24 protein-coding genes are annotated in these 26,091 nt (G+C 67.7%); 8 read left to right on the top strand and 16 right to left on the bottom strand.

The features are described 5' to 3' along the window. Positions 1–14 precede the first annotated feature (14 nt). Positions 15–1,667 carry a M28 family metallopeptidase gene (locus tag VPH47_RS19850; protein WP_368851760.1) on the top strand — a complete coding sequence of 551 codons (1,653 nt, stop codon included), beginning with the start codon at positions 15–17 and terminating at the stop codon, positions 1,665–1,667. A 126-nt stretch (positions 1,668–1,793) separates the two neighbouring features. On the opposite strand, the gene VPH47_RS19845 is transcribed toward VPH47_RS19850, so the two are convergent. Together VPH47_RS19845 and VPH47_RS19840 are read right to left on the bottom strand one after the other, a co-directional pair. Continuing rightward, positions 1,794–2,147, bottom strand: coding sequence for a hypothetical protein (locus tag VPH47_RS19845; RefSeq protein WP_368851634.1), 354 nt, complete (start codon positions 2,145–2,147; stop codon positions 1,794–1,796). Between the two features lie 10 nt (positions 2,148–2,157). Beyond that, entirely contained in the window at positions 2,158–3,492 is a 1,335-nt protein-coding gene (locus VPH47_RS19840; protein ID WP_043035190.1) for an MFS transporter, read from the bottom strand. Positions 3,493–3,715: 223 nt separating this feature from the next. Between VPH47_RS19840 and yedA the strand changes: the two genes are divergently transcribed. Beyond that, positions 3,716–4,621, top strand: coding sequence for a drug/metabolite exporter YedA (gene yedA, locus VPH47_RS19835; protein WP_368851633.1), 906 nt, complete (start codon positions 3,716–3,718; stop codon positions 4,619–4,621). Further along, positions 4,618–5,517 carry an EamA family transporter RarD gene (gene rarD / locus VPH47_RS19830; RefSeq protein ID WP_110710780.1) on the top strand — a complete coding sequence of 300 codons (900 nt, stop codon included), beginning with the start codon at positions 4,618–4,620 and terminating at the stop codon, positions 5,515–5,517. The genes yedA and rarD overlap by 4 nt, the downstream gene beginning before the upstream one ends. Before the next feature lie 155 nt (positions 5,518–5,672). Here the strand turns inward: rarD and VPH47_RS19825 are convergent, their stop codons facing one another. Next, a complete protein-coding gene (locus tag VPH47_RS19825) occupies positions 5,673–8,498 on the bottom strand; it encodes a TonB-dependent receptor (protein ID WP_368851631.1) in 2,826 nt (941 codons plus the stop codon). Positions 8,499–8,855: 357 nt separating this feature from the next. Here VPH47_RS19825 and VPH47_RS19820 point away from each other — a divergent pair, with 357 nt between their 5' ends. After that, on the top strand, positions 8,856–9,155 hold the full coding sequence (locus tag VPH47_RS19820) for a YrhB domain-containing protein (protein WP_180855227.1): 300 nt from the start codon (positions 8,856–8,858) through the stop codon (positions 9,153–9,155). 73 nt (positions 9,156–9,228) lie between these two features. Here the strand turns inward: VPH47_RS19820 and VPH47_RS19815 are convergent, their stop codons facing one another. The 4 genes from VPH47_RS19815 to VPH47_RS19800 all read right to left on the bottom strand — a co-directional run bounded on the left by VPH47_RS19815 (position 9,229) and on the right by VPH47_RS19800 (position 13,782). Further along, positions 9,229–10,551, bottom strand: a complete 1,323-nt coding sequence (locus tag VPH47_RS19815; protein ID WP_368851630.1) for an ABC transporter permease — start codon at positions 10,549–10,551, stop codon at positions 9,229–9,231. A 13-nt stretch (positions 10,552–10,564) separates the two neighbouring features. Further along, entirely contained in the window at positions 10,565–11,722 is a 1,158-nt protein-coding gene (locus VPH47_RS19810) for an ABC transporter permease (RefSeq protein ID WP_368851629.1), read from the bottom strand. A gap of 14 nt (positions 11,723–11,736) precedes the next feature. Further along, positions 11,737–12,426 (bottom strand): ABC transporter ATP-binding protein, encoded by a 690-nt coding sequence (locus VPH47_RS19805; protein WP_071229387.1) that lies wholly within the window; start codon positions 12,424–12,426, stop codon positions 11,737–11,739. A gap of 102 nt (positions 12,427–12,528) precedes the next feature. After that, the gene (locus VPH47_RS19800) at positions 12,529–13,782 is read right to left on the bottom strand and encodes an efflux RND transporter periplasmic adaptor subunit (RefSeq protein ID WP_368851628.1); all 1,254 of its coding nucleotides are present in this window, start codon (positions 13,780–13,782) and stop codon (positions 12,529–12,531) included. Positions 13,783–13,984: 202 nt separating this feature from the next. Here VPH47_RS19800 and VPH47_RS19795 point away from each other — a divergent pair, with 202 nt between their 5' ends. From VPH47_RS19795 to VPH47_RS19780, 4 genes are read left to right on the top strand one after another with little or no spacing between them, the layout of a single operon-like run. After that, entirely contained in the window at positions 13,985–14,881 is an 897-nt protein-coding gene (locus tag VPH47_RS19795; RefSeq protein ID WP_368851627.1) for an ABC transporter ATP-binding protein, read from the top strand. After that, complete coding sequence (locus tag VPH47_RS19790; RefSeq protein ID WP_368851626.1) at positions 14,878–15,654, top strand: ABC transporter permease; 777 nt, start codon at positions 14,878–14,880, stop codon at positions 15,652–15,654. Before VPH47_RS19795 ends, VPH47_RS19790 begins: the two co-directional genes overlap by 4 nt. Before the next feature lie 6 nt (positions 15,655–15,660). Further along, the gene (locus VPH47_RS19785; RefSeq protein WP_368851625.1) at positions 15,661–16,875 is read left to right on the top strand and encodes a sensor histidine kinase; all 1,215 of its coding nucleotides are present in this window, start codon (positions 15,661–15,663) and stop codon (positions 16,873–16,875) included. Continuing rightward, positions 16,872–17,474, top strand: coding sequence for a response regulator transcription factor (locus VPH47_RS19780; protein WP_014035676.1), 603 nt, complete (start codon positions 16,872–16,874; stop codon positions 17,472–17,474). The genes VPH47_RS19785 and VPH47_RS19780 overlap by 4 nt, the downstream gene beginning before the upstream one ends. A gap of 558 nt (positions 17,475–18,032) precedes the next feature. Here the strand turns inward: VPH47_RS19780 and VPH47_RS19775 are convergent. From VPH47_RS19775 to VPH47_RS19735, 9 genes are all read right to left on the bottom strand, one after another. Next, entirely contained in the window at positions 18,033–18,569 is a 537-nt protein-coding gene (locus VPH47_RS19775; RefSeq protein ID WP_012509795.1) for a cytochrome b, read from the bottom strand. Next, the gene (locus tag VPH47_RS19770; RefSeq protein WP_368851624.1) at positions 18,566–19,669 is read right to left on the bottom strand and encodes a catalase family peroxidase; all 1,104 of its coding nucleotides are present in this window, start codon (positions 19,667–19,669) and stop codon (positions 18,566–18,568) included. The genes VPH47_RS19775 and VPH47_RS19770 overlap by 4 nt, the downstream gene beginning before the upstream one ends. A gap of 135 nt (positions 19,670–19,804) precedes the next feature. Further along, positions 19,805–21,172: a M17 family metallopeptidase gene (locus VPH47_RS19765; RefSeq protein ID WP_368851623.1), complete on the bottom strand. Its 1,368-nt coding sequence runs from the start codon at positions 21,170–21,172 to the stop codon at positions 19,805–19,807. A 3-nt stretch (positions 21,173–21,175) separates the two neighbouring features. Beyond that, positions 21,176–21,895: an HAD family hydrolase gene (locus VPH47_RS19760; RefSeq protein WP_110710790.1), complete on the bottom strand. Its 720-nt coding sequence runs from the start codon at positions 21,893–21,895 to the stop codon at positions 21,176–21,178. A gap of 31 nt (positions 21,896–21,926) precedes the next feature. Continuing rightward, on the bottom strand, positions 21,927–23,036 hold the full coding sequence (locus VPH47_RS19755) for an AI-2E family transporter (protein ID WP_110710791.1): 1,110 nt from the start codon (positions 23,034–23,036) through the stop codon (positions 21,927–21,929). 67 nt (positions 23,037–23,103) lie between these two features. Next, complete coding sequence (locus VPH47_RS19750; protein WP_110710792.1) at positions 23,104–23,559, bottom strand: protein sip-5; 456 nt, start codon at positions 23,557–23,559, stop codon at positions 23,104–23,106. Next, positions 23,556–24,026 (bottom strand): phage holin family protein, encoded by a 471-nt coding sequence (locus tag VPH47_RS19745; RefSeq protein WP_004153834.1) that lies wholly within the window; start codon positions 24,024–24,026, stop codon positions 23,556–23,558. Before VPH47_RS19745 ends, VPH47_RS19750 begins: the two co-directional genes overlap by 4 nt. A gap of 8 nt (positions 24,027–24,034) precedes the next feature. Next, the gene (locus VPH47_RS19740) at positions 24,035–24,400 is read right to left on the bottom strand and encodes a hypothetical protein (protein ID WP_004153835.1); all 366 of its coding nucleotides are present in this window, start codon (positions 24,398–24,400) and stop codon (positions 24,035–24,037) included. Positions 24,401–24,501: 101 nt separating this feature from the next. Continuing rightward, on the bottom strand, positions 24,502–25,935 hold the full coding sequence (locus VPH47_RS19735) for a Do family serine endopeptidase (RefSeq protein ID WP_110710793.1): 1,434 nt from the start codon (positions 25,933–25,935) through the stop codon (positions 24,502–24,504). Positions 25,936–26,091: the final 156 nt, after the last annotated feature.

The raw sequence follows: 26,091 nt of genomic DNA, 5'->3' as shown, positions 1-26,091 counted from the left end.
CTGCCGTGAATCCGATGCGCGTGTTGCTGCTGTCGTCCTGCCTGTTCGTCGGTGGCCTGGCCCATGCGGCCAACGACCTGCCCGGCGGCGGCATCGATCCGCAGGCACTGTCGCGCCATGTGCGCGTGCTGGCGTCGGATGAATTCGAGGGCCGCGCGCCGGCCACCGAGGGCGAAGAGCGCACGGTGCAGTACCTGATCGAGCAGTTCCGCAGCTACGGCCTGCAGCCGGGCGGCGTGGACGGCAGCTGGGTGCAGCCGGTGCCGCTGGTGCGCGCGCAGCTGGACGGCGCGGCCAAGGCCAGCCTGTCGCTGAAGCAGGGCAAGCGCGCGCTGGCCAACGGCGTGGACGTGACCCTGCAGAGCCTGCAGCCGCGCAAGCGCGTGCAGATCAAGGATGCGCCGCTGGTGTTCGTCGGCTACGGCATCGACGCGCCGGAGCGCCAGTGGAACGACTACAAGGACGTGGACCTGCACGGCAAGATCGCCGTCGTGCTGATCAACGACGCCGATTTCGAAACCGATGCGCCGGGCGCGTTCGACGGCAAGGCGGTGACCTACTACGGCCGCTGGACCTACAAGTTCGAGGAAGCCGCACGCCGTGGCGCCGAGGGCGTGCTGATCGTGCACGAGACCGCACCGGCCGCCTATGGCTGGGCCACGGTGAAGAGCTCGGGCACCTCGCCGCTGTTCGACATCGAGCGCAGCCAGGCCGAGGCAATGGCGCAGCACACGCCGCTGCGTGGCTGGATGCAGCGCGAACTGGCCGAGGCGATCTTCGCCGACGCCGGCCTCGACTTCGATGCCGAGAAGCGCAAGGCGATGCGCGCCGACTTCCGCCCGGTGGCGCTGGACAATGCAAAGCTGAGCGTTGATTTCGCGCTCAAGCGCGAGCAGGTGGTGACCCGCAACGTGGTGGCCAAGCTGCCCGGTGGTGAACACGCCGACGAGGCCGTGATCTTCTCCGCGCACTGGGATGCCTTTGGTATCGGCCAGCCGGACGCCAAGGGTGACCGCATCCGCCGCGGTGCGATCGACAACGCCACCGGTGTGGCCACCGTGCTGGAACTGGGCCGCGTGTTCGCCGCCGGCCCGCAGCCGCAACGCACGCTGTACTTCGTGGCCCTGACCGCCGAAGAGAAGGGCCTGCTGGGTGCCAGCTACTACGCCGCGCACCCGCTGGCGCCGCTGGACAAGACCGCTGCAGTGCTGAACATCGAGATGTTCAGCCCGGATGGCGCGACCCGTGACATCGCCTCGTGGGGCAAGGGCCGGGTCTCGCTGGAGGGTGACCTGGAGCGCGTGGCCAAGGCCCGCGGCCGCAGCTACAGCCCGGACCCGAACCTGGAAGCCGGCTTCTTCTACCGTGCCGACCACTTCGCCTTCGCCCGCCTGGGCGTGCCGGCGATCACCATCGGCCCGGGGCTGGACAAGCTGGACGGCGGCGTTGAATCCGGCCGCGCGCTGCGCGAGAAGTACTTCGCTGACTGCTACCACCAGGCCTGCGATGCCTGGACCCCGAGCTGGGACCCGAGCGGCCACGCCGCCGACACCCTGCTGGTCTACGACCTGGGCGCCGAGCTGGCCAACAGCCGCCGCTGGCCGACGTGGGAAAAGGAATCGGAGTTCCGCGGCGCGCGCGACAAGAGCGAAGCGGCCCGCCGTTGAGGTAGTGCCGGCCGCTGGCCGGCAACTCCCTGCTCTTTCCGGAGGTTCATGAGGTTGCCGGCCAGCGGCCGGCACTACCGAAAGAGGTGGCGTTGCCGGCCAGCGGCCGGCACGCCCGGGTATTCGTCAGCGCCGGCGCAGCAGCGTCCACGCGCCCCAGCCACTGGCGGCGAGCGCTGCCAGATAGCACGCCACCATCGTGCGCAGTCCAACCGGCGACCCTGCATTGATGCCGCGATGCAGGCGCAGCTGCAGCGAGCTGTGGCCGCTGCCCAGGTCCACCGCCAGCTGCAGCGCCAGCGCGGCGCAGAACACCAGCAGGGCAATCCCGAATCCGATGCGCGGCCACGCGGCCTGCGCGTTGGGGCGGCGCAGCAGCCAGGCCAATGCCGTGGCTGCGGCCAGCGTCGCCGCGATCCACATCAATGGCGTGGCGGGAGACGAAGCGGCCACCGGCAATGCACCGGTGGCCGCGATCATGACGACGCGCTTACTTGCGGGTGCCGTCGAGCCAGTTCGGGCCCTTGTTGGTGAGGAAGAACACATAGACCACCAACGATACCGCGATCGTCGCGGTCACGTAGATGGCGAACCAGTCGACGTGGCCGGTCTTCAGCGCGCCCTGGTACAGCAGCGGGGCGGTGCCGCCGAACAGCGAGTTGGCCAGCGCGTAGCCCAGGCCCACGCCCAGTGCACGCACGTGGGTCGGGAACAGCTCGGCCTTCACGACGGCGTTGATGGAGGTGTAGCCGGTGAGGATGACGAACGCCAGCGCCAGGGTCAGGAACGCCAGGGTGGCGTCATGCTGGTGCGGCAGCTGGGTGATCAGGTACCAGCTGTACAGCACGCCACCGACGCCGAAGAACACCAGCAGGGTCTTGCGGCCGATGATGTCCGACAGCCAGCCACCGACCGGCTGCAGCACCATCAGGAACGCCAGCACGCCCAGGTTGATCAGGGTGCCGGTCATCGGATCGTTGCCGGCGAAGGCGCTCTGGATCATCTTCGGGCCGTTCACCGAGTAGGTGTAGAAGGCCACGGTGCCGCCGGCGGTGATCAGGAAGCACAGCAGCAGCGGCCGCCACTGGTGCACGAACAGTTCGTACATCGAGCCGGACTTCTGCGCCTTGCCCTCGCGCGCGGCCTCGATGGACGACTCCGACAGCGACTCGTCCATGCCCCGGCGCAGCCAGAACACCACCACCGCGGCGATGCCGCCGATACCGAAGGCGATGCGCCAGCCCCATTCGGAGATTTCCGGCTTGCCCCAGAAGGTCAGCATCAGCAGCAGGGTCAGCTGGGCCAGCACATGGCCGCCGACCAGGGTGACGTAGTGGAAGGAGGACAGGAAGCCGCGGCGGCCGGGAATGGCGGCTTCGGACATGTAGGTGGCGCTGGCACCGTACTCGCCACCGGTGGCGAAGCCCTGCAGCAGGCGCGCAAACAGCAGGATGACCGCGGCCCAGATGCCGATGCTGGCGGCGGTGGGGGTGATGGCGATCAGGAACGAACACAGCGCCATCAGCGTGACCGAGACGGTCAGCGCCAGGCGGCGGCCATGGCGGTCGGCGAAGCGGCCGAAGAACCAGGCGCCGATCGGGCGCATCAGGAAGGTCGCCGCGAAGATCGCCCACACGTACATCGTGGAGTTCTTGTCATCGGGCGAGAAGAACTGCGATTCGAAGTACACGGCGAACACCGAGTACACGTAGACGTCGTACCACTCCACCAGGTTGCCGGCGGAGCCTTTGAGGGTGTTGGAGATCGACCGCCGCAGGGCGGCGCGGTCGTTCGCGGGGACAGCAGGTTGGGACGTGGTGCTCATCTGGGTGGGAATCCTCGATGCGGCGCGTCCGTGCGCAGGGAAAACGGCGCCCGGCCTTGGGGCGGCGCGGCCGGGCAGCCCTCTTGGTACTGCATCGACCGTCAACACGGGGTAGCAGACCAGAGCAGGGTGCATGGATGGATGACAGCGTGCCACCGTATGGGGTCCCGGACCATACTCAAAACGTCCTAGAATCCGCCTTCCCCCGGCTCCCTGGTGTGTCATGTCGGCTCCCCCCTCTTCGTCTGCGGCTGCCCCCCGGGGTGGCCTTGTCGCGCTGGCACTGCTGCTGGTCTACGTGGTCTGGGGCTCGACCTACCTGGGCATCGCCAAGGCCCTGCACGGCGGCGCACTGCCGCTGACGATGGTCTCCGGCAGCCGCTTCATCATTGCCGGCGGCCTGATGTTCCTTGCGCTGCGCCTGTTCTGGAAGCTGCCGAACCCGACCCTGCGGCAATGGCGCAACCTGGTCATCATGGGCGTGACCATGCTGGTGCTGGGCAACGGCATGGTGGTCCTGGCCGAACGCGAGGTGTCCTCGGGCCTGGCCGCCACTGCGGTGGCCTCGGTGCCGCTGTGGATGGCGCTGTTCTCGGCGCTGCGCGGCCAGCACGCCAGCAAGGGCGAATGGCTGGGCATCGCCATCGGTTTCCTGGGCGTGGTCTGGCTCAACGCCGGCAGCAGCCTGACGGCCTCGCCGACCGGGCTGGTGCTGCTGCTGATCGCGCCGATCGGCTGGGCCTTCGGTTCGGTGTGGGCGCGTGGGCTGGACCTGCCGGGCCCGTTCATGACCGCTGCCGGGCAGATGCTCTGCGGCGGCGTGCTGCTGGTGCTGATCGGCCTGGCGGTGGGCGAGCGCCCGACCACGCTGCCCGATACCGGTGGCCTGCTGGCGATGGCCTACCTGTGCGTGTTCGGCTCCATCGTCGCGTTCACCGCCTACGTGTGGCTGCTGCAGAACGTGCGCCCCGCGCTGGCGGGCAGCTACGCGTACGTCAATCCGGTGATCGCGGTGCTGCTGGGCGCACTGCTCAACGGTGAGCGGTTCGGCTGGCGCGACCTGTTGGCGATGGTGGTGATTCTTCTGGGTGTGGTGGTGCTGACGATGGCAAGGACGAGAAAGAAATGAGCATGGATGAGAAAGAACAACGCCGGGGCCTGCTGGTCACCGCTTCCACCTTCGTGATCTGGGGCCTGGTGCCGGTGTACTGGCACCTGCTCAACGAGGTGCCCTCGTTCCAGATCATCGCCCACCGCATCATCTGGAGCACCGTGCTGGTGCTGGGCTGGCTGCTGCTCAGCTCGCGCCTGGGCTGGTGGCAGAAGATCGCCGCACAGCCGCGCGCGCTGCCGATCCTGCTGGTGTCGAGCCTGACCATCGCCTTCAACTGGGGCCTGTACATCTGGGCGGTCAACGCCGGCCATGTCATCGAGACCAGCCTGGGCTACTTCATCAACCCGCTGGTGAACGTGCTGCTGGGCGTGCTGGTGCTGAAGGAACGCCTGCGCCGCCTGCAGTGGGTGGCGGTGGCGATGGCGGCGGTGGGCGTGGCCTGGCTGACCATCGACGCCGGCACACCGCCGTGGATCGCGCTGGGTCTGGCCTGTTCATTCGGCCTGTATGGCCTGCTGCGCAAGCTGGTTTCGGTCGACCCGGTGGCCGGCCTGGGCGTGGAAAGCATGTATCTGTTCCTGCCGGCGCTGGCCTTCGCGATCTGGGCCGAGAATGGCCACGGCGGCGCGTTCTTCCATGGCTGGGGCTGGCGCAACGACCTGCTGCTGATCTTCGGCGGCGCAGTCACCGCAGTGCCGCTGATCGGCTTCGCCTACGGTGTGAAACGCATTCCGCTGTCGCTGGTCGGCATCCTGCAGTACATCGCGCCGAGCCTGCAGCTGCTGCTGGGTGTGTTCTTCTTCCACGAAGCGTTCGACACCGCCAAGGCGATCGGCTTTGCCGCGATCTGGGCCGGCCTGGTGCTGTTCGTCGGCGACAACATCCGCACGATGCGCGCCGCAAGGCGCTGACCGGGACGGGGTCGCATGGAACGGGGTCAGAGCCCTTCGCGGGGCGAAGGGATCCGACCCCGCTTCCCAAAAAAGAACGGCGCCCCGAGGGGCGCCGCTCTGCTTCCATCCACAGCCAGGAGAGAGATGGCTGTGGCGGGAACGCGGTTGCAGGCTTAGAAGCGCTGCTGATATTTCATGTACATGAAGCGGCCGATGTCGAAGCCACCGTAGTAGGTGAAGCTGCTGTTCGGCTGGCTGTACATGATCGGACCCTGGTGGTTGAACACGTTGTTCACGCCCAGCGACACGGTGCCATCCCACGGCAGGCTGTAGCGCACCTGCAGGTCGTGGAAGGTGTTGGAGCCCACCTTGTTGGTCGGCGATGCACTGGTGTACGACGAACTGAAGCCCGGCAGGTTGCACTCGTCCATGTACGAGCACTTCTCCTTCATGCTGGAGTAGTAGCGCGCGGTCCAGCCGATGCCGAGGTCGCCGTACTGCCAATCCAGGTTGAAGGTCGAGCGGACGCGGAAGTCGCCGCCCCAGCTGGTGCGCTGCTCCACCGGCGTGGTCGCGGCGTTGTCGTTGCGCTGCTTCAGGTAGTCGGTGTAGGTGGTGTTCCAGTTGACGGCGAACTGGCCGAACGTGGTTTCCGGCAGGCGGTAACGCACGTTGACGTCATAGCCGGCGGTTTCGCGGAAACCGGCATTGACCAGCGAGCGGTCCAGGCTGTTGACCTGGCCGTTGCTGCCACGGGTGAAGCGGCCACAGGCGGCGTCCGAACCCTGCACATAGCACTGCTCGAGAATGCTGTTGGCGGTCTCGGAGACGATGGCGTTGTTGATGCGGATCTTCCACCAGTCGAGGCTGACATCCAGGCCGGCCACGAAGTCCGGGCTGTACACCAGGCCCACGGTCCAGGTCTTGGCGGTTTCCGGCTTCAGCGCTGCGTTGGAACCCGAGTTGAAGTCGACGGTCGACTGCTGGCCCGGCTTGGTGGCAACGGTGCCATCGCTGTTGAGCTGGCGGAAGTTGGCCGGCACCTTCAGCGCCTGGCAACGGGCAGCAACGGTCGGGCTGGTGGCCGCGGTACCGAACGAGGTATCGCACGGATCGGTGAACGAATCGCGGGTGCTGACGGTACCGCCGTACAGGTCATCCACGGTCGGCGCACGGAAGCCGGTGCCATAGGTTGCGCGGACCAGCAGGCTGTCGATCGGCTTCCACTTCAGGCCGAACTTGCTGTTGGTGGTCGAACCGAAGTTGTTGTAGTCCGAGTAGCGGCCGGCCACGTCCAGCGACAGCTCGCGGGCGAACGGCAGGTCGGCCAGCAGCGGCACCTGCAGCTCCAGGTAGACCTCGTTGAGCGAGTAGTCGCCACGCGTCGGCTGGCCGCTGGTGCCGGCGATCTCGCCCTTCTGCACCTTCATGTCCGGCGTGTAGCTGGCTTCTTCGCTGCGATGCTCGAAGCCCATCGCACCCATGATGTCGCCGGCCGGCAGGGTGAACAGCGAACCGGAGATGTTGGCGCTGGCGACCTTGGTGGTGCTCTTCATCTTGTCGACGAAGCGGGCGAACAGGTAGTCCTGCACGTCCTGGTTGCTCAGCGAGCCCGGGCCGGTGTAACCCATCGGTGCAGCCGGGTTCCACGGCACGCAGCCGGCGATCACCGCGCCCGGCGAACCGCAGCGGGCCACGCTGCCATCCATGAAGGACGGGCCGACGGCCTGGTTGACGTGCGGCTGGTACATGCTGCCGGTACCGATGCGCTCGCCTTCATTGCGGTTGTACATGTAGCTGACGTTCCAGTCCCAGTACCGCGAACCGGTTTCGAAGCTGCCTTCCAGGCCGACGCTGGCGCGCTTGGTTTCCAGATTGTTCTCGGTGCCGCGCGGCAGCTCCTCGGAGCGGTGTGCGAACAGCACGTCCTGGCCCCACAGGTTGAACGTGCTGTCCTTGGACAGCGCGGCACGGCTACCGTTGCGTGCCTGCGCGGCACTGACCGAGTACGGGTAACCGGCCAGGTGCTTGGTCGATTCGCGCTTGCTGTACAGCGCGTCGGCGACGATGCGCAGGTTGTCGGTGATCGAGAAGCCGCCGTTGGCGAACACCGAGGTGCGCTCCAGGCCGGTCAGCAGGCTCATGTTGGTCTTGCTGTTGGCACCATCGGCCGGATCCGGCGCATGGAAGTTGCCGGCCTTGCCCGGGTCTCCGCCCGGGCCCACGGTCAGGTTCTTGCCACCGACGGTGACGTAGCCCCACGGGGTGTTGCCGTTGAGGCCATCGGTCGGGTGGCGCGGGCCGTTGGTGTAACGGCTGAACTCGCGGTCCTTGCCCAGCACCTCGTCTTCCTTGGTGCGTTCGGCACCCACGGTGAACCAGCCGCGGTCGAAGGTCTTGCCGAAGGTTGCGCTGTAGGAGCGCTTCTGGCCGTCACCCTGGCCGTACTGGCCGACATAGACGCTGGCTTCGCCACCGTCGAAGTTCTTGCGGGTGATGATGTTGACCACGCCGGCGATGGCGTCCGAGCCGTACAGCGCGGACGCGCCATCGGTCAGCACTTCCACGCGCTCGACGATGGCCGACGGAATCGAGGCCAGGTCGGAGTAGCCGCCGGCGCTGACGCCCATGCGGCGGCCGTCGATCAGCACCAGGCTGCGTTCCGGGCCGAGGTTGCGCAGGCTGACGTACATGCCGCCGAAGTCGCGCGAGGAGGTCAGCGAAGACGCGCGGCTCATGCTCGGCGAACCTGCAGCGGGGATGTCCTGCAGGATGTCGGCGACGTTGACGTAGCCCTTCTTCTCGATCTCGGCGCGGTTGAGCGCGATCACCGGCTGTGCGGTCTCGACACTGGCCTGGCGGATGCGCGAGCCGGTGATTTCGATGCGGTCGAGGGTGGTGGTGGCGTCGCCGGTGCTCTGTGCGAAGGCGGGGGTGGTGCAGCTGGCGGCCAGCGCGATGACGATCGCGTTGCGCAGCGGAGTGGTTTTCAGGGACATCCGTGAAATCTCGTGTTTCATGAAAAACATGCGCCCGTTCTATGGGCGCGTGGGGTGCTGCAAACCAACGTGGGGGGCGCGATTCTAGAATGTTTCCATTCGTAACTGTTTGTCTCTGCGCCACGGATGTGCGCGAAAATGAATCGCAACCAACAATCCACAGATGCGCTGTGCGCAGCGTCACGCGCGCTGCGTTTGCGATGGGCAGAGGCATCGATAGCGGCGCGAACCCGGCATGCTTGAGTGGTTGCGACAACACGTCGCAGAGCGCGGCGATGCGCAGGTGCTCTTCCGTTGTGATGCGCCTGCGTGCATGAAATGCTCTTCGCGATTTCGTCGAACGCAGGAGATGAAGGAATGATCCAGCTCGAAGAAGCACGCCGCCGCGTGGAGGCTGCACTTGCCAGCGACGATGAGCCGGTTGCCATCACGCACGAGCATGAAGTGGTTGAAGGCTGGCTGTTCTGCTTCCAGTCGCTGCGCTACCTGCAATCCGGCGAGATCTCGGATGCGCTGGCCGGCAATGGACCGATCTTCGTCGACCGGCATACGGGCGAGCAGCACGCGTTGGGCACGGCGTGCGCGCCGGAGGAGGCGCTTCGCCAGCATCTGGCCCAGCGGCGCCCGCCGTGTGATGTCGCGGCCGTGGATTGCTGAGTCCGGCAACGAAAAAGGGACGGAGCCTTCGCTCCGTCCCCTGCTTGATGCGCGGTCTGTCGCTGCGTGATGCTCAGGTTTCGCGCAGCGCCGTGGTGATGGGCAAACGTGCCGCGCGCAGTGCCGGGAACAGGCCACCGACCAGGCCGATGCCCAATGCCCATTTCAGTCCGGTCCACAGCAGTTCCGGCGATACGTGGAACTTGAACACCACTGCGCTGAAGTTGCTGCCGATGGTGGACACGCTGTAGCCATTGAACAGCAGCCATGCCACTGCGCAACCGAGCAGGCCGCCGAGCAGGGCCAGCAGCATCGTCTCCAGCATCACCGCCGTCACCACCGGCAGGCCGCGGAAGCCGATCGCGCGCATGGTGGCGATCTCGCGCGCGCGCGTGGCCACTGCTGCATACATGGTGTTGAGCGCACCGAACACCGCACCCACCGCCATGATGGTGCCGATCACCTTGCCGAGGATGTCGATCAGCTTGGTCAGGCCACCGCCCTGCTTGCTGTAGTAGACGCGGGTGGTTTCCACGTCCAGTTTCAGGCGCGGGTCGGCAGCGACGGCGGCCTTGAACTGCTCGAAGCCGGGCTTGCCATCGGTGCGCACGCTGATCGACTGCCACGCACTGCGCTGGTAGGTGGTGGCCAGCGTGTCGGCGTCGGTCCACAGTTCCGAATCATGCGCGTCGCCGGTGGCGAATACGCCCACAACGGTCCAGGTCTGGTTGCCCAGGGTCAACGTCTTGCCCACCTCCATATCGCGGAACTGGCCCTTGGCGCCCTGGCCGACCACGATCTCGCGCAGGCCGGTGGCGAACTTGCGGCCTTCGACGATCTTGACCTTGTCATGCACCGCCCACGCCTGCGGGCCGACGCCGCGGAATTGCGCATTGACGTCGGTGCCGTCGGACTTCGACACCAGGTTGACCACCTGCGACAGCTCCGGTGACAGCAGCGGCCGGCCTTCGGCATCGCGGCTGATGCCGGGCAGGGTGGACAGCGTGGGTACCTGTTCGCGGGTGATGACCGAGTTGGTTTCGGCCTGCGAGCCGCCGCGCAGCACGATGGCGGTGGTGTCATCGCCGGTGTTGTTGAGCGTGGCCTGGAAGCCTTCGCCCATCGCCAGCATCGCCACCAGCACGCCCACCACGCCGGCGATGCCGACCACGATCACCGAGGATGCGCCCCAGCGCTGCGGCAGGCTGGCCACGCCGATACGGGTGGCGGCCAGCGCCAGCCGTCCGCCACGGGTCAGCAGCAGCCACAGCGCTACCAGCACGGCCACGGCCAGCACGCCAAACCACGGCAGGCTGATCCACAGCACCAGGCCGATCACCAGCAGCAGCGCCGTCACGCCGTTGCCCAGCCACTTCTTGAGTTTGCTCTTGAACATGTGGGTGTCCTCCTCAGCGGCCGGCCAGTGCGTCGACGATCTTCAGGCGCTTGGCACGCAGCGCCGGCAACAGGCCGACGATGATGCCGATCACCACGATCAGGCCCAGCCCCATCAGCCAGGTCGGCGTCGGCACGTGCGGCGGCAGCATGCCCATGCTCTTCGGCCCGATCGCCGGCAGGATCAGCGCAGCCAGGCCCATGCCGATCAGGCCGCCCAGGCCGATCAGCAGCACCGACTCCACCATCACCAGGGTGAGCACGGTGCTGTCCTTGAAGCCCAGTGTCTTCAGCGTGGCCAGTTCGGGTACGCGCTCGCGCACGGCCTGCGCCATGGTGTTGCCGGTCAACAGCAGCAGGGTGAAGAACACCGCGCCCATGATCGAGGTGACGATCATGCCGATGTCCGCGAACTGCTTGACGAAGGCCTGCTGGAACGCCGATTCGGTCTGGGTCTTGGTCTCGTGGTCGGAGTTGGCCGAGATCGCGTCGATTGCCTGCGCCACCCGCGAGGACTGGTCCGGGTTGTCCAGCGTCACCGTGTACCAGCTCACCTGGTTCTTGATGTAGTCGTTGGATTCATCGAAGTACTTCCAGTTCATCATCAGCTGGCGTTCTTCGTTGGCGGCCAGCGCACGGTCCTTGGAGCGGTAGATGCCCTTCAGTTCCAGCGGCCAGTCGTTGCTGCCGCCACGCGGGAAGATCGTTGCCTGCAGCGGGATGGTGTCGCCGATCTTCCAGCCGAACTGCTTGGCCAGGGTCTCGCCGACGATGGCGCCGGTGCGGGTCTGCTTCCAGTCGTCCAGCTGTGCCGGATCGATCTGCAGCTCGCGGTAGACATCGAAGTAGTTGGGTGAGACCGAGAAGTTCGGGAAGAAGTTCTTCGGGTCCTGGTAGATGCCGCCGAACCACATGCCGTAGGCCACGTCACGCACGCCGGCTACCTGCCGCACCTGGGCTTCCAGGCGGATCGGCAGCGACTGGGTGATCGACAGGCGCGAGGCGACCACCAGCCGGTTGGCGCCTTCCACGCTGCCGCCGGAGGTGAATGCCACGCGTACCGAATCGAGCATGCCGAACAGCAGGAACGCGGCCACCACCGAAAGCAGGGTCAGCAATGTACGGGTGCGGCTGCGGAACAGCTGCGCCCACACCAACGAGAAGTATTTCATCGCCGTGGCCTCCGTCAGTGGGCCAGCGGCGCGTCGGCCAGCTCGCCCTTGTCCAGGTGCACCGTGTGCGTGGCGTACTCGGCGGCCTTCGGGTCATGGGTGACCATGATGATGGTCTTGCCATGCTCGCGGTTGAGCTGCTGCAGCAGGCCGAGGATCTCCTCGGCGGACTGGCGGTCGAGGTCGCCGGTGGGCTCGTCGCAGATCAGGAAGGTCGGGTCGGAGACGATCGCCCGGGCGATCGCCACGCGCTGCTGCTGGCCGCCGGACAGCTCATTCGGGCGGTGGTTGCGGCGGTCGGCCAGGCCGACCAGGGTCAGCGCGATCTCGGCATTGCGGCGGCGCTGCGCGGCATTGAGATGGGTCAGCAGCAGCGGCAGCTCCACGTTCTTCTGCGCGGTCAGCATCGGCATCAGGTTGTAGAACTGGAACACGAAGCCGACGTGGTGGCTGCGCCAGGTCGACAGCTGGCCGCCGCTCATCTGGTCGATGCGCTCGCCTTCGATGCTGATCTCGCCGCCGCTGGGGTTGTCCAGGCCGCCGATCAGGTTGAGCAGGGTGGTCTTGCCTGAGCCGGACGGACCCATCAGTGCGACGAAGTCGCCGCTGGCGATGTCCAGGTCGATGCCGTGCAGCACCTGCACTTTCTCGGGGCCACGCTGGTAGGTCTTGGTGATGTTGCGCAGTGAAACCAGGGTCGACATGGGTGGTTCTCCACGGAAGGCGGGAAACGGGGAAGCGCCACGGCGGGGGCCGCAGGCGTGCGTCGAGCGGTGCTGCCGGCGGCGCCCGTGGGCGCCAGGCCGCTACTGCGCTTGTTTCTGTTGCACCTTGGCGCCATCGCGCAGGGTGTCGGGCGGGTTCACCACCACCGACTCACCCGCGCTGACGCCCTTGAGGATCTGGCGATCCTTGCCCATCGCCTGGCCGGCCTCGACCGTGCGCTGCTGCACGCGGTTCTGGTCGCCCAGCACGAAGGCCACCGAGGCGCCCTCGCGCTGGACCACGGCGCCCGCCGGCACGCGCACGCCCTGCGGTTTGGCCGCCGCCTGCGGCTGCGCCTGCTCCAGGAAGCTGACCCGCACGCCCATCTCCGGCACGATGCGCGGGTCCTTCACCTTCAGTGCCACGCGCACCTTCACCGTGGCCTTGCCGCGGTCGGCGGTGGGGATGATGGCGATCACCTCGCCGGGAATTTTCCACTCCGGATAGGCGTTGAGCGTGGCTTCCACCGGCATCTTCGGCTGCACGCGGCCGATGAAGGCTTCGCCCACCTCGACTTCGATCTCCAGTGAGTCCATGTCGACGATGGTGCCGATGCCGGTACGGGTGAAGCCGCCGCCCGCCGACAGCGGCGAGACGATTTCACCCGGTTGCGCGGCCTTGGCGGTGACCACGCCGGAGAACGGCGCACGCACGATGTTGTTGTCGACGCCCAGGTCGGCGATGGCCAGCTGGTCGTTGGCAACCTTGACGTTGCGCTGCGCGGTATCCAGCTGGGCACGCAGGCTGTCGCGCTGGGCCACGGCCTGGTCGTACTGCGAGCGCGACACCAGCTGCTGGCCGACCAGCGCCTGCAGGCGGCTGGCTTCGGCGGCGGCCTGCTTCTGCTGTGCCTCCAGACCGGCCACCTGGCTGCGTGCGGCCTGCAGCTGCGAGGCATACAGGCTGCGCTGCGCGTCGGCATCGATCGGGTCCAGCGTGGCCATGATCTGGCCCTGCTCCACGCGCATGCCTTCCTCGATCATCACCTCACGCACCTTGCCAGTGATCTTGGCCGAGACCGTGGCCATGCGCCGGGCGACCACGTAGCCGCTGGCATCGAGCACCGAACTGCTGGCGCTGCCCTGCTGGATGGCCACGGCGGGTGCGGTTTCCACTTCCACCGCTGGCGTACGCCCGAACAGGGCGAAGGCAGCAGCGGCCAGCAGCAACACGATCACGATGATCGCGATCCACAGCCAGCGGCGGCCACCACCACTGCCACTCCCTCCGGAGGCGGGCGGCGGGGACTTGCGGTCGATACGGAGTTCCTTCAACAGCTCGGCAGAAGCGTTCATTCGTTCCATCACAGACGTTCGGGCGGGTGTGGCCGGAAGAGCGGACGGCGGCGGTTCCGGCGGTGGAGCGTGCGGCACAGCATGAAGGCAGGCACAGCGATGACGGCAGTGACAGCTGTCACCCGATGACACTGACGGCGGCAACTGCGAAACGTGACCACGGCGGCACAGGATGGCAACGTCCCCGCTACCGGTACCGCCCATGGATCCGATCACCCCGTCGCTGGCCCGCCTGCAGCAGGTGCAGGTGCGCTACCGCGACCATACCGCCCTGCATGGCATCGACCTGCAGGTCCGCGCTGGCCAGGTGCTGGCATTGCTGGGCCGCAACGGTGCCGGCAAGAGTACCGCGATCAGCGTGCTGTTGGGCCTGCGCCGCGCCGACGCCGGCCAGGTCGAACTGCTTGGCGGTGACCCGCAGCAGCGCGCCAGCCGTATCGGCCTGGGCGTGATGCTGCAGAGCACCAGCCTGCCGCCGATGCTGCAGGTGGGTGAACTGGTGGCGCAGGCCAGCGCCTGCTATCCCGACCCGATGCCGTTGCAGGAGGTGCTGCAGCGCGCTGGCCTGCAGGCGCTGGCGCGCCGCCGCTACGGCCAGCTGTCCGGCGGCCAGCAGCGTGCCGTGCAGTTCGCCATGGCCCTGTGTGGCCGCCCGCGCGTGCTGTTCCTGGATGAGCCCACCACCGGCCTGGATATCCAGGCGCGGCAGGCGATGTGGCAGGCAATCCGGCAGCTGGTGGCCGAAGGCTGCGGCGTGCTGCTGACCACCCATTATCTGGAGGAGGCCGAAGCGCTGGCGCAGCAGGTGGTGGTGCTGGAGCAGGGCCGGGTGCTGGCCGATGCCCCGCTGAGCGAGCTGCGCCTGGCCGACCGGCCGCGTCGGATTCGTTGCCGCAGCGGGTTGCCCATTGAGGACGTGCAGCAGTGGCCGGGCGTACAGGACGTGCAGCGCGACGGCGAGCATCTGCAGCTGCTGGCGAGCCCGGCCGAGCCGGTGGTGGCCCGCCTGCTGGCCGCCGATGCGCAGCTGCGCGAACTGGAAGTACAGGGCGCGGCGCTGGCCGACGCCTTCCTCGACATGACCCGGGAGGCCGCATGAACACCCTGATCCGTACTGCCGGGCAACCGCTGTCTGTGTGGCGGCAGGTACTGTGCCCCTACCGTGCCGAACTGGTGGCCGAACTGCGCCGCGCCTGGCGCACGCCGGCGTTCGCAGTGCCCTCGCTGCTGTTCCCGGTGCTGTTCTACCTGCTGTTCGGCGTGCTGCTCGGGCGCGGTCACGCGCCGCTGTACCTGCTGGCCACCTACTGCGTGTTCGGTGCGATGGCCCCGGCCCTGTTCGGCTTCGGCGTGCAGCTGGCGCTGGACCGAGAAGGCGGCCTGCTGACCCTCAAGCGCGCGCTGCCGATGCCGGCGGCGGCACCGCTGCTGGCGCGGCTGGCGATGGCGGTGATGTTCGCGCTGCTGGTGGCGTTGCTGCTGATCGGCGTGGCGCATGTGCTCGGTGGTGTGCAGCTGCACACCCTGCAGGTGCTGCAGCTGCTGGCGGTGGCGGGCCTGGCGGCGCTGCCGCTGGGGGCGATCGGCCTGCTGATCGGCAGCCATGTCAGTGCCAGCGCGGCACCGGCGATGGTCAACCTGGTCTACCTGCCGCTGGCCCTGCTGTCGGGCCTGTGGCTGCCGCTGTCGGCGCTGCCCACGCTGTTCTCGACGATGGCCCCACTGTGGCCGACCTGGCATCTGGCGCAGCTGGCGCTGCCGGTGGTCGGGCTGCCGTCGGTGGGCAGCGTGGCCGGCCACCTGCTGGTGCTGCTGGCGGTCACGGTGGTCGCGCTGCTGCTGGCGCGCCGTCGCCTGCGCCGGATCGGCTGAACTGGCATGATCGGCAGCGATCGTCCCCGCCTGGATTCTCCCGTGTCGTCGAGCTGGCTTGCGTCCCTGCTGCGCCCCGCACCGGATTCGGCGGTGGCCGAGCTGCTGCGACGTGGCAAATCGCCCTGGAGCGGTGCGATCCACCTGCTGTGGTCGGTATGGATCTTCCTCACCCCGGTGCTGGGGAACGGCTTCACCCTGCGCTGGCTGTTGCTGACCCTGGTCAGCTATCCGATGTTCCTGCTGTTCTACGCCAAGGTGATGCTGGCGCCACGGCACCATGCATGGCGCTACGCGCTGGGCATGATCGTGATGGCCCTGGTACTGCTGCCGTGGTATCCCTCGGGACTGAGCTATTTCGTGTTCGGCTGCGTGATGATCCGCATGAGCAGCCGGGGCGGCTGGTGGCACTACCTGCTGCAGCTCACCGGGCTGAACCTTCTGTTCTGCAGCACCGCGCTGTACTTCGGTTATCCGTGGCAGGCCATGGTGTGGATGCCGGCGGTCTCGTTCATCGTCGGGCTGGTGGTGAACGTGGAGGCCTTGAGCCATCAACGGGACGTTGCCCTGCAGCTGTCCCAGGACGAGGTGCGGCGGCTGGCGACCACCGCCGAGCGCGAGCGTATCGGCCGCGACCTGCACGACCTGCTGGGCCATACCCTGTCGCTGATCACGCTGAAGCTGGAACTGGCGCGCAAGCTGCACGACCGCGGTGATGCGCGCGCGCGGCAGGAGATCGGCGAGGCCGAGGACATTGCCCGCGAAGCGCTGGCACAGGTGCGCAGTGCGGTGACCGGCATCCGCGCCAGCGATCTTGCTGGCGAGCTGGCATCGGCGCGTCTGCTGCTGGAATGCCAGCAGGTACATCTGCAGTACACGACGCCACCTGCGATGCCGGTGGACGTGGAACGTGGCCTGGCGTTGGTGTTGCGCGAGGCGGCAACCAACATCGTGCGCCATGCGCAGGCGACCCGGGTACAGGTGGATTTCATGCTTGAGGAACGACAGTTGGCGATGCAGATACGCGATGACGGCCGTGGCGGCGTGCAGGCCGAGGGCAATGGACTGTGCGGCATGCGTGAGCGGGCCGCAGCACTGGGTGGCCAGTTGACGCTGCAGTCGCCGCGCGGGGCGGGCACCGTGCTGACGGTGCGCGTGCCGTTGATGGCCGCGACCACGCCGCTGTCGCCTACGTCGTTGGCGCAGGACGGTGCCGCATGATCCGCATCCTGCTGGCCGAAGACCAGGCCATGGTGCGCGGTGCGTTGTCGGCGCTGCTCGGCCTGGAGCCGGACATCGAAGTGCTGGGCAGTGCTGCCGATGGCGAAACCGCGTGGCGGATGCTGCAGCAGCTGCAGCCGGACATCCTGGTCACCGACATCGAGATGCCCGGCTTGTCCGGTCTGGAACTGGCGCAGCGCATCGCCCGCCAGGAACTGCCGATCAAGGTGGTGATCGTGACCACCTTCGCCCGTGCCGGCTTCCTGCGCCGCGCGCTGGAGGCGGGGGTGCTGGGCTACCTGCTGAAGGACGCACCGGCCGAGAACCTGGCCGATGCCCTGCGCAAGGTGAAGCAGGGCATCCGCGCGATCGACCCGCAGCTGGCACTGGATGCGTGGTCGCAGGCCGACCCGCTGACCGACCGTGAGCGCCGCGTGCTGCGGCTGGCGGGCGAGGGCCGCACCGCCAGCGAGATCGCCGAGCAGCTGGGGTTGTCGCACGGTACGGTGCGCAACTACCTGTCCGAGTGCATCGGCAAGCTGGGCGTGGCCAATCGGATCGAGGCGTATCGGCTGGCGCGACAGAAGGGGTGGTTGTAGGGGCGGCCTGCCTTTCCCGGTGATGTCATTTCCGCGACCGCGGGTGGGTGTTACTTTCTTTGCTCGTGCAAAGAAAGTAACCAAAGAAACGCTCCGCCGGCCGCGAGCCGGCGTGCTGCGCACGCCGGTGCCCTGCGCTCCTCGGTCCGTCGAGGGACGGCGCGGGAACTCGCTGCGCTCAGACACCCGCACCTCTTCGCCCTCGCCGGACCTGCGGTGCTCGGCTCGCTCAAGGCGGACTTGAAGGGCAAGATCAACAGCTAGAGCATCCACGCATGGCGTGGATCTACTGGGTGCAGCTGTGGCATTTGACCTTGGGTCCGCCTTGAGCGAGCCGAGCATCGCAGGGGAATCAGGGGCGAAGAGGCGCCGGTGTTTGAGCGCAGCGAGTTCGGCGCCGTCCCCTGATTCACCGAGAAGCACAGGGCACCGGTGCGCAGCACCGGCTCGCGCTCTGGCGGCGCGTTTCTTTTGGTTACTTTTCTTTTCGCGCGAAAAGAAAAGTGACACCCCCCGCGGTCGCGGAAACAATCCGCCGGGAACGCCCGGCGAACCCGATCAATCCTTCCCGCGCGCCATCGCCTGGAACACGCCATCACGGCGCACCCACAGGTGGAACAGTGCCGCACCCACATGCATCAGCACCGTGGCGAACAACACATATGCCAGCAGGCTGTGCGCGTTACGCAACGCGGCATACAGCGCCGGGGTGTGCGGCACGATCGGCGGCAGGTGCAGGCCGCCCCACAGCACGATCGGGTAACCGCCGGCCGACAGCATCGCCCAGCCGATCAGCGGCATCGCCAGCATCAGCGCGTACAGCATCCAGTGCGAGGCCTTGGCCGCCATCACCTGCCACACCGGAAGATCCGCCGGCAGCGGTGGCGGACGATGGCGCAGCCGGTTGTACAGGCGCAGCAGCACCAGTACGCCGATCGCGATGCCCAACGGGCGATGCAGATCGATCAGCATCGGCCGCAGGTGCAGCGAGGCGACCATGGTCACGCCGATGAACAGCATGGCGATGATCATCAGCGCCATGGACCAGTGCAGCACCCGCGCCAGCAGGTTGAAGTGGCCGTTGCCGGTGCTCATCGTGCGACCTCCTTCGGTTGCTCGACGTTGCCGGTGGCGCGCTCGCGTTCGCGGCGGTTGAAGGATTGCGAATACACCGCCGAGCGGGCCGCCAGGATCGGATCGTCACTGCCACGCACGCCACTGGGCAGGATCAGCGGATCGAAGTTGATCTGGCCGCACGCGCCTTGTTCCTGCGACTGCATGCGGTCCAGGCTGAGTACGCCGGCCACCACCTGATCACGCGATTCGGGCCACGGTACCGACGGATCATCGATGGCATCGCCAGGCTCGGCGGTGGTCACGACCAGGTTCCAGCGCACCGGGCCGCTGGCCAGGCGCTGCTGCAGTTCCTGGCTGAGGAAATCGACGCTGGCCTGCTTGCGGGTTTCCGCATCCATCTCGACCACCGGCGCCTGCGGTTGCCAGCGCCAGCGCACCGCGCGCTTCTGGCCCTGCGCGTTGGTGAACCAGAAGCTGTTGACGCTGTTGAAAGTGGTGTCGGCCCAGCTGCTGGTCCACGGCGCGGTCTTGGCCCACTGCTGGAAGGCCTGCGCACTGGGGTACTTCGCCAGCACCGCGGCCATCTTCTGCGGGTCGGGCTTGCCGGTGGCCGGGTCGGGGATGGAGGCGTGCGTCTGCGCGTAGAACGCCTCGGCGTTGGGCACGGCGAAGAACGGGAAGCTGTTCATCGCCATCCGCCATTCCTGGCCGTCATCGCTGACCATCTGCACCGCGAGGCTGCGCACGCGTGCGGTGTTGTCGGCGCCGTAGGGATCACCGCCGCCGATCGACAGGCGGCCCATCACCGGTACGCGTGACTGCGAGAACACGCGGGCGCTGGACAGGGTAGGGGCCTGCGCACTGGGTTCGAACCAACCGCTTACGCAGATGCCCTTGCTGTGCGCACGACGGAACCCGGGATGGGCGGGGCCGGTAGCTTCGATGGTGTCGGTGAAGCGCTGCGCGGTCAGGCGGTCGCCAATCCAGCCGGCCAGCCAGGCGAAGGCCAGCGCCACCGCACCCAGAATGAGTGCGATCAGTGCGATCCAGGGCAGCGGCGAATGCCTGCGCGGTGCGCCCGGCGTCTGGCCAGCGCGGGTGTAGCGGAAGAGCGACATGGTCGGAGTCCTGCCTTCACGGAGCGTGTGGGTGGTCGACCCACACATCCTCGCAGAACCCTTCCAGGCCCGGTATTCAATTTTTCGTCAAGTTTGCCGGGGACGGCGTGCCGACCAAGGTCGGCACCCACCCGATCAGCTGTAGCGCTGCTTCAGCATCGCCCACGCCGAACGCAGCGCCAGCGCTTCGCCACCGGCCGGACGGCCCGGGCGTTCGCCGTCGTTCCAGGCGTACACGTCCAGGTGCGCCCAGCGCTGGCCGTCTTCCAGGAAACGCTCCAGGTACAGCGCGGCCGTCACCGAGCCGGCCATGCGCGAACCGGCGTTGGCCAGGTCGGCGATGCCGCTGCTCAGGTAACGCAGGTAGGGGCGCCACAGCGGCATGCGCCAGACCGGGTCGCGTGTCGCGTCGCCGGCCTGCAGCCACTGCTGGGCCACGCTGTCGTCGTTGCTGAAGAGCGCCGGCAGGTCCGGGCCCAGCGCAATGCGCGCGGCGCCGGTGAGGGTGGCGAAGTCCAGCACCAGGTCCGGTTTCTGCTCGCTGGCGAAGGTCAGCGCATCGCACAGGATCACGCGGCCTTCGGCGTCAGTGTTGTCGATCTCCACGCTCAGGCCCTTGCGGGTGGCGATCACTTCGCCCGGGCGGAAGGCATCCGGTCCGATCGCGTTTTCCACTGCCGGCACCAGCAGGGTCAGCCGCACCGGCAGGCCGTGCGCCATCACCAGGCCGGCCAGGGCCAGCGCGTGTGCCGCACCGCCCATGTCCTTCTTCATGTTGCGCATGCCGTCGGCGGGCTTGATGTCCAGGCCGCCGGTATCGAAGCACACGCCCTTGCCGACCAGCACCAGCGCCGGATCGGTGTCCTTGCCCCAGCGCAGCACGATCAGGCGCGGTGCGCGGTGCGAGGCGCGGCCCACGGCGTGGATGGCCGGGAAGTTCTGCTTCAGCAGTTCATCGCCGGTGATCGCATCGACCTGCGCACCATGTGCATCGGCCAGCGCGCGCGCGGCATCTTCCAGCTGCTGCGGGCCCATGTCTTCGGTCGGGGTGTTGACCCAGTCACGCACGCGCAGGCTGGCGGCGATAAGGTCGGCCACTTCACCGGACGGTGCAGCCACCAGCTGCGCCGGTGCACGGTTGCGCTTGCGGTAGCGGTCGAAGCGGTAGCTGCCCAGGCCCCAGCCCAGCTGCAGCAGCGCTTGTTCGGCGGCCGGCAGTTCGCTGGCCAGCTGCCACACGCTGCCCTCCGGCAGCGCGTGCGGGGCATGCGCATAGCTGTACGCATCACCACGATCACCCACACCCATCACCGCACCGGCCAGGCCATCGGTGCCGGGCAGCAGGGCCACGCTGTGCGCGCCGGCGGTGAAACCCTGCGACGCCAGCCATGCCTGGGTGGCGGCCGGCTGGCCTTCCTTCCAGGACGCGAACTGCTCGCGGTCCAGCACGTACAGCGGCAGTGCTGCGGCGGTGTCGGCGGTGAAGCCTGTGATCTCGCTCATGCGTCAGATACTCCGGGGTGCGGCGGCATCGAGGTTGGCATCCAACCAGTCGGCCAAACCGGTGAGGGTGTCGAACTGCAGGTCCGGCTGCAGCTGCGGATGGGTCCAGGTGGCTGCTTCGCGGTTGATCCAGCACCCGCGCAGGCCGGCGGCGATCGCCCCGGCCACGTCCATTTCGGCATGGTCGCCGACGTGCAGTACCTGTGCCGGCGCCACACCCAGGCGGGTGCAGGCGGCATGGAAGATGCTCGCCTCCGGCTTGGCTGCGCCGTGTTCGCGCGCGCCCAGCTGGAAGGCGAAATGATGGGCCAGACCGATCCGCTCCAGATCGGCATTGCCGTTGCTCAGCGCCGCCACCGGCACCCGCGCGGCAATCCGCGCCAGTGCGTCGATCGCATCGGGGTAGCACTCGACCTGGTTGCGCGCGGCGTAGAACACGTCATACGCCGGTTCCAGCAGCTCCAGGCTGGCACCGCTGGTGTGCAGCGCTTCGTGCAGGGTCAGCCGGCGCAGTGCGCTCAGGTCGTGATGGAGGTGCGGATGGGCGTGGTACAGGCGCTCGCGCAGTTCGCGCATCGCCGCCACCGGATACATTTCGGCAGTGGCGGGGCTGTGTTCACGCATCCACTCGTGCAGGACCAGGTCGATGCGGGCGCCGATCGGAGCGAACGGCCACAGCGTGTCGTCAAGGTCGAGGGTGATGGCTTGGACTGGGAAATTCACCCCGCCATTCTACCCCTGCCCGCACGGGCTTTCATTCCAGCAGCCGCGCCCAGCCCTGCATGCCGTCCAGCCGTGCCAGCACCAGCTTGATGCAGACCAGCAGCGGCACCGCCAGCAGCAGGCCGATCATGCCCCAGGCCCAGCCGAACACCATCAGCGCCAGGATCAGCACCAGCGGTGACAGCTTCATGCGCCGGCCCAGCACGATCGGGGTCACCATCTGCCCTTCCAGGGTGTGCAGGCCCAGATAGGCGGCGGCCGGCAGCAGGGCCTGCAGCGGGTCGCGGAACTCGACGAAGCCCATCAGCAGCATCAGCGCCACGCCGATCAGCGGGCCGACATACGGGGCGAAATTCAGCAATGCAGCCACCGTGCCCCACAGCAGGGCTTCCTGCAGACCGATGCCGAACAGCATCAACACACCGGCGAACACCAGCCCGACCAGGGTGTTGATCACGCTGATGGTCAGCACGTAGCGAGAGACCTCGCGCTCGATCGACCGCAGGATGTCGCTGGTGAAGCGCTGCTGCTGGCGGTTCGGGAACAGGGCGATCGCTGCGCGTTGCAGGCTCTGCCCGTAGATCATGAAGAACAGGGTCAGCAGCACCACCGCCAGTACCGAAGCCGCCAGCCGCGGCGCGCGGGTCAGCATGCGGTACGGGTCGTCCAGCTGGGTGCGGATCACCTGCACCTTGTGGTTGCTGTCACCACCGGCCACGCGGGCGAAGTTTTCCGCGGCCTGGTTGGCCTGCTGCACCGGCTTGGTCAGGTCCTGCACCTGACGGGCGACCTTGCGCAGCTGCTGTGGGGCTTCCTGCGCCCATTCCATCGCCGGGCCGATCAGCTGCACGGCCAATGAACCGGTCACGCCCAGGCCCGCACCGAGGATCAACAGTGCGCCCAGCGCGCGCGGAATCCACAGCTTCTGCAGCAGGCGCAGGATCGGGTTGCCGACCAGCGCGAAGAACATCGCCAGCAGCACCGGCAGGATGATGTCCTGTGCGGCCCACAGCGTGTAGCCCACCGCCAGGGTCGCAAGCACCACCAGCGACATCGGCCCGCGCGGGCGCGACGGCGGTGGCAGCGCTGCCTCTGGCTCGTCGGGGCCGGCCGGTGGCGGGGACAGGAGGGACTCGCTCATCGACGCATCAACCGGAAAGGGGAGCGCATTATCCGCCGGCCGCGATCGGCGCGGCGGATTTCGTGGATCAACGTTCGGACAGCTCGGTGGCGGCCTCGGCCGGGCGCGGTTCGCGCAGTTCCGGTTCCGCGGCGGATTGCGCCGCTGGTGCCGGCCGAGCGGTGGATGCCGACGCGGTCGCCTGCACCTGCTCACTGGCTTCGTCGGCTTCTTCGGCCGCGTCGTCGGCGCTGGCTGCCGCCTGCGCCGCCATCGCCGTGGCGAACGCGGCCTGGGCACTGGCGAACAGGTTCGAGACCGAACCCACCATCTGCAGCCAGCGGGCACCGTTGACCTTGCCGGGTACTTCCAGCTTGCCGGCAATGAAGCCACCGGCCAGACCGACCACCACGATGCGCAGCGGTGACCAGCCCTGTCGCCAGACCTGGCTGAGCGTGGACCAGTGGTCCTGGGTTTCAACCAGGCGCACGGTCACCACCTGTTCGCAGCGTTTCACCCGCCGTTGCAGCGCACCGAACTTCATGGCTTGCCCTCCGGCAGCTGCACATCGGCATCGGGATCGTCTTCGCTGGGCTCGTCGAACAGGCCCAGGCGTGACAGCTGGCGCCGGGTGGCGTGCATGCCGGTGTGGTGGAAGAAGTAGGACACCCGCCAGATCGCATAGCCCGTGACGGCCAGGCTGAGCAACGAGGTGATCAGCAGGGCCTGCAGCCAGCTCAGGCCCCAGCTCTGCAGCAGGGCGATGAGGGTGGCGGCCATCAGCAGCCAGGCCGAGGCACCGAACACGATCGCCACGCCGGCCCAGGCCAGCGCACGGCCGAACGCGCTGCGTGCCAGCGCGAAGTCGGCCGAGGCCAACCGGCGCAGCGAACGCAGCGAATGCTTGGCCGAATCGGCAGCGGCACGACCGGCCGCGCCGACCTGGCGGATGCTCTCATCCAGCGGCGGGGTGGCCGCCGGATCAGGGGCTTGCGCGTTGTCTTCGCTCACGCCGCGGCTTACTTGTCGCTGCTGCCGCGGGCCAGCTTGGCGATGATCCAGCCGGCAGCGAAGGCGACGCCGAACGAGGCCAGCGGACGCTCACGGATCAGCTCGGCGGCGCTGTCGATCAGGTCCTTGCCCTTGTCCATCAGGGCGTCGACCTGTTCCTTGGCAGCGGCACCACCGAACTCGGCGGCGGCCAGGCCGGACAGCGCGCTGTCGGACAGTTCGGCCTTGACGTTGGCCTTGCCGATGCGCAGTTCGTCGGTCGCGGCACCGGTTGCGCCCTTGATCGCACCGCCGGCGGCCGTGGCGGCCTGCTTCAGGTGGGAACCGGCTTCACCCAGGTGTTCCTTCAGGTTCTCGGTATTGGTGGGGCTCATCGAATCACTCCTGTTGCGATGGGGGAACGGGTGTCGGCGGTGCCGACCTGGACTGATAGCAATAGCATTGCCGGGGTATAGGGGGTGTTACGGCTGGGCGATCAGCGCATCACGAGCTGGCCCTGCTGCTGGCCATTGTTGCGCAGTACGCGCACGACCAGCGTTGGCGGGCGCTGCTGGAAATTGGCGCGCCAGCTGGCGAGGTCGGCGAATTCACCCACCGTTGCATCGGTGATGATGTCGCCCTGCTGCAGGCCGTTGGTGGCGGCGCGGCTGCCGCGCTTGACCTCGCTGACCAGTACGCCGCCAACGCCCGATTGGCGCAGCGACTCCGGCAGGTCGACGAAGGTGGCGCCGCCCAGGCGCGGATCCAGGCTGTCGCCGGTGACTGCGCGGGCCTGTTCCTTCAGCGTTGCCTTGATCTGCAGCGGCTTGCCTTCGCGGCGCACGTCCAGCGTCAGCGGGCTGCCGACCGCGGCCAGGCCTTCCACGTTGTGCAGGGCTTCAGCGCTGTCCACGCGTTGGCCGTTGGCCGAGACCACCACATCGCCCGGCTTCAGCCCGGCTGCGGCAGCGGCCGAACCGGCCAGTACCCGGGTGATCAGCGCACCACGGGTTTCACCCAGGCCCAGCCCCTGCGCGATCTGTGCGGTCAGGTTCTGGCTCTCCACGCCCAGCGTGCCACGCACCACCACACCGTGCTTGACCAGCTGGTCGACCACGCTGCGCGCCAGGTTGGACGGAATCGCCAGGCCCAGGCCGATGTTGCCGGCCATGCTGCCCTGTGGGTTGAAGCTGGCGGTGTTGATACCGACCAGCTGGCCCTGCAGGTCGACCAGAGCGCCACCGGAATTGCCCGGGTTGATCGACGCATCGGTCTGGATGAAGTTCTGGTAGCCCAGCCCTCGGATGCCGCTGCGGCCCACCGCCGAGACGATGCCCGAGGTGACCGTCTGGCTGAAGCCGAACGGGTTGCCGATCGCCACCACGAAGTCGCCCACCCGCAGCTGGTCGCTGTTGCCGAGCTTGATGTCGGTCAGGTTCTGCGCCGGGATGCGGATCAGTGCGATGTCGGTATCGCGGTCCGAACCGAGGAACTCCGCCTTGACCGTGCGCCCGTCGGCCAGTGTCACCTGCACGTCATCGGCGTTGTCGATGACATGGTGGTTGGTCAGTACCAGGCCTTCCTTGGCGTCGATGATCACGCCGGAGCCGAGCGATTCGTTGATGCGTTCCTGCGGGATGTCCGGGAACAGGCGGCGGAAGAACGGGTCATTGAAGAAGGGGTTGCGCACGCGCACCACCTGCTTGGTGTTGACGCTGACCACCGCCGGCATTGCCTTTTCCAGCATCGGTGCCAGCGACGGCACCGCCTGCCCGGCTACCGAGGCCGGCAGTGCGGCGCTGGTCGGCAAGACCGCTGGCAGCGGTGCGGCATCGGCCCGGTTGTCCAGGTGCGCATTGATGCCGGTGGCAACGAAGCCACCGAAGGCGGCGGCGATTGCGAGCGTGAGCAGGGTGGGAAGCGGTCGCATGGGAGTCGGTTCGCTGGCGTGGGTGGGGGCGGTTCGGCCCTACGGTAAAACAAGCTGAATGAGTGTGTCGCGATCTGGATAAATGCGCCATGAAAACCGGTTGCCCGGAGCGCCGACCGCGCGCGCCGCGAATGAGCCGTTGGCGACAGCGCGATC

The sequence above is a fragment of the Stenotrophomonas sp. WED208 genome, from assembly GCF_040984485.1.
GTDB classification, from domain to species: Bacteria; Pseudomonadota; Gammaproteobacteria; order Xanthomonadales; family Xanthomonadaceae; genus Stenotrophomonas; species Stenotrophomonas riyadhensis.
This window is presented reverse-complemented; position numbering and strand designations above follow the sequence as displayed.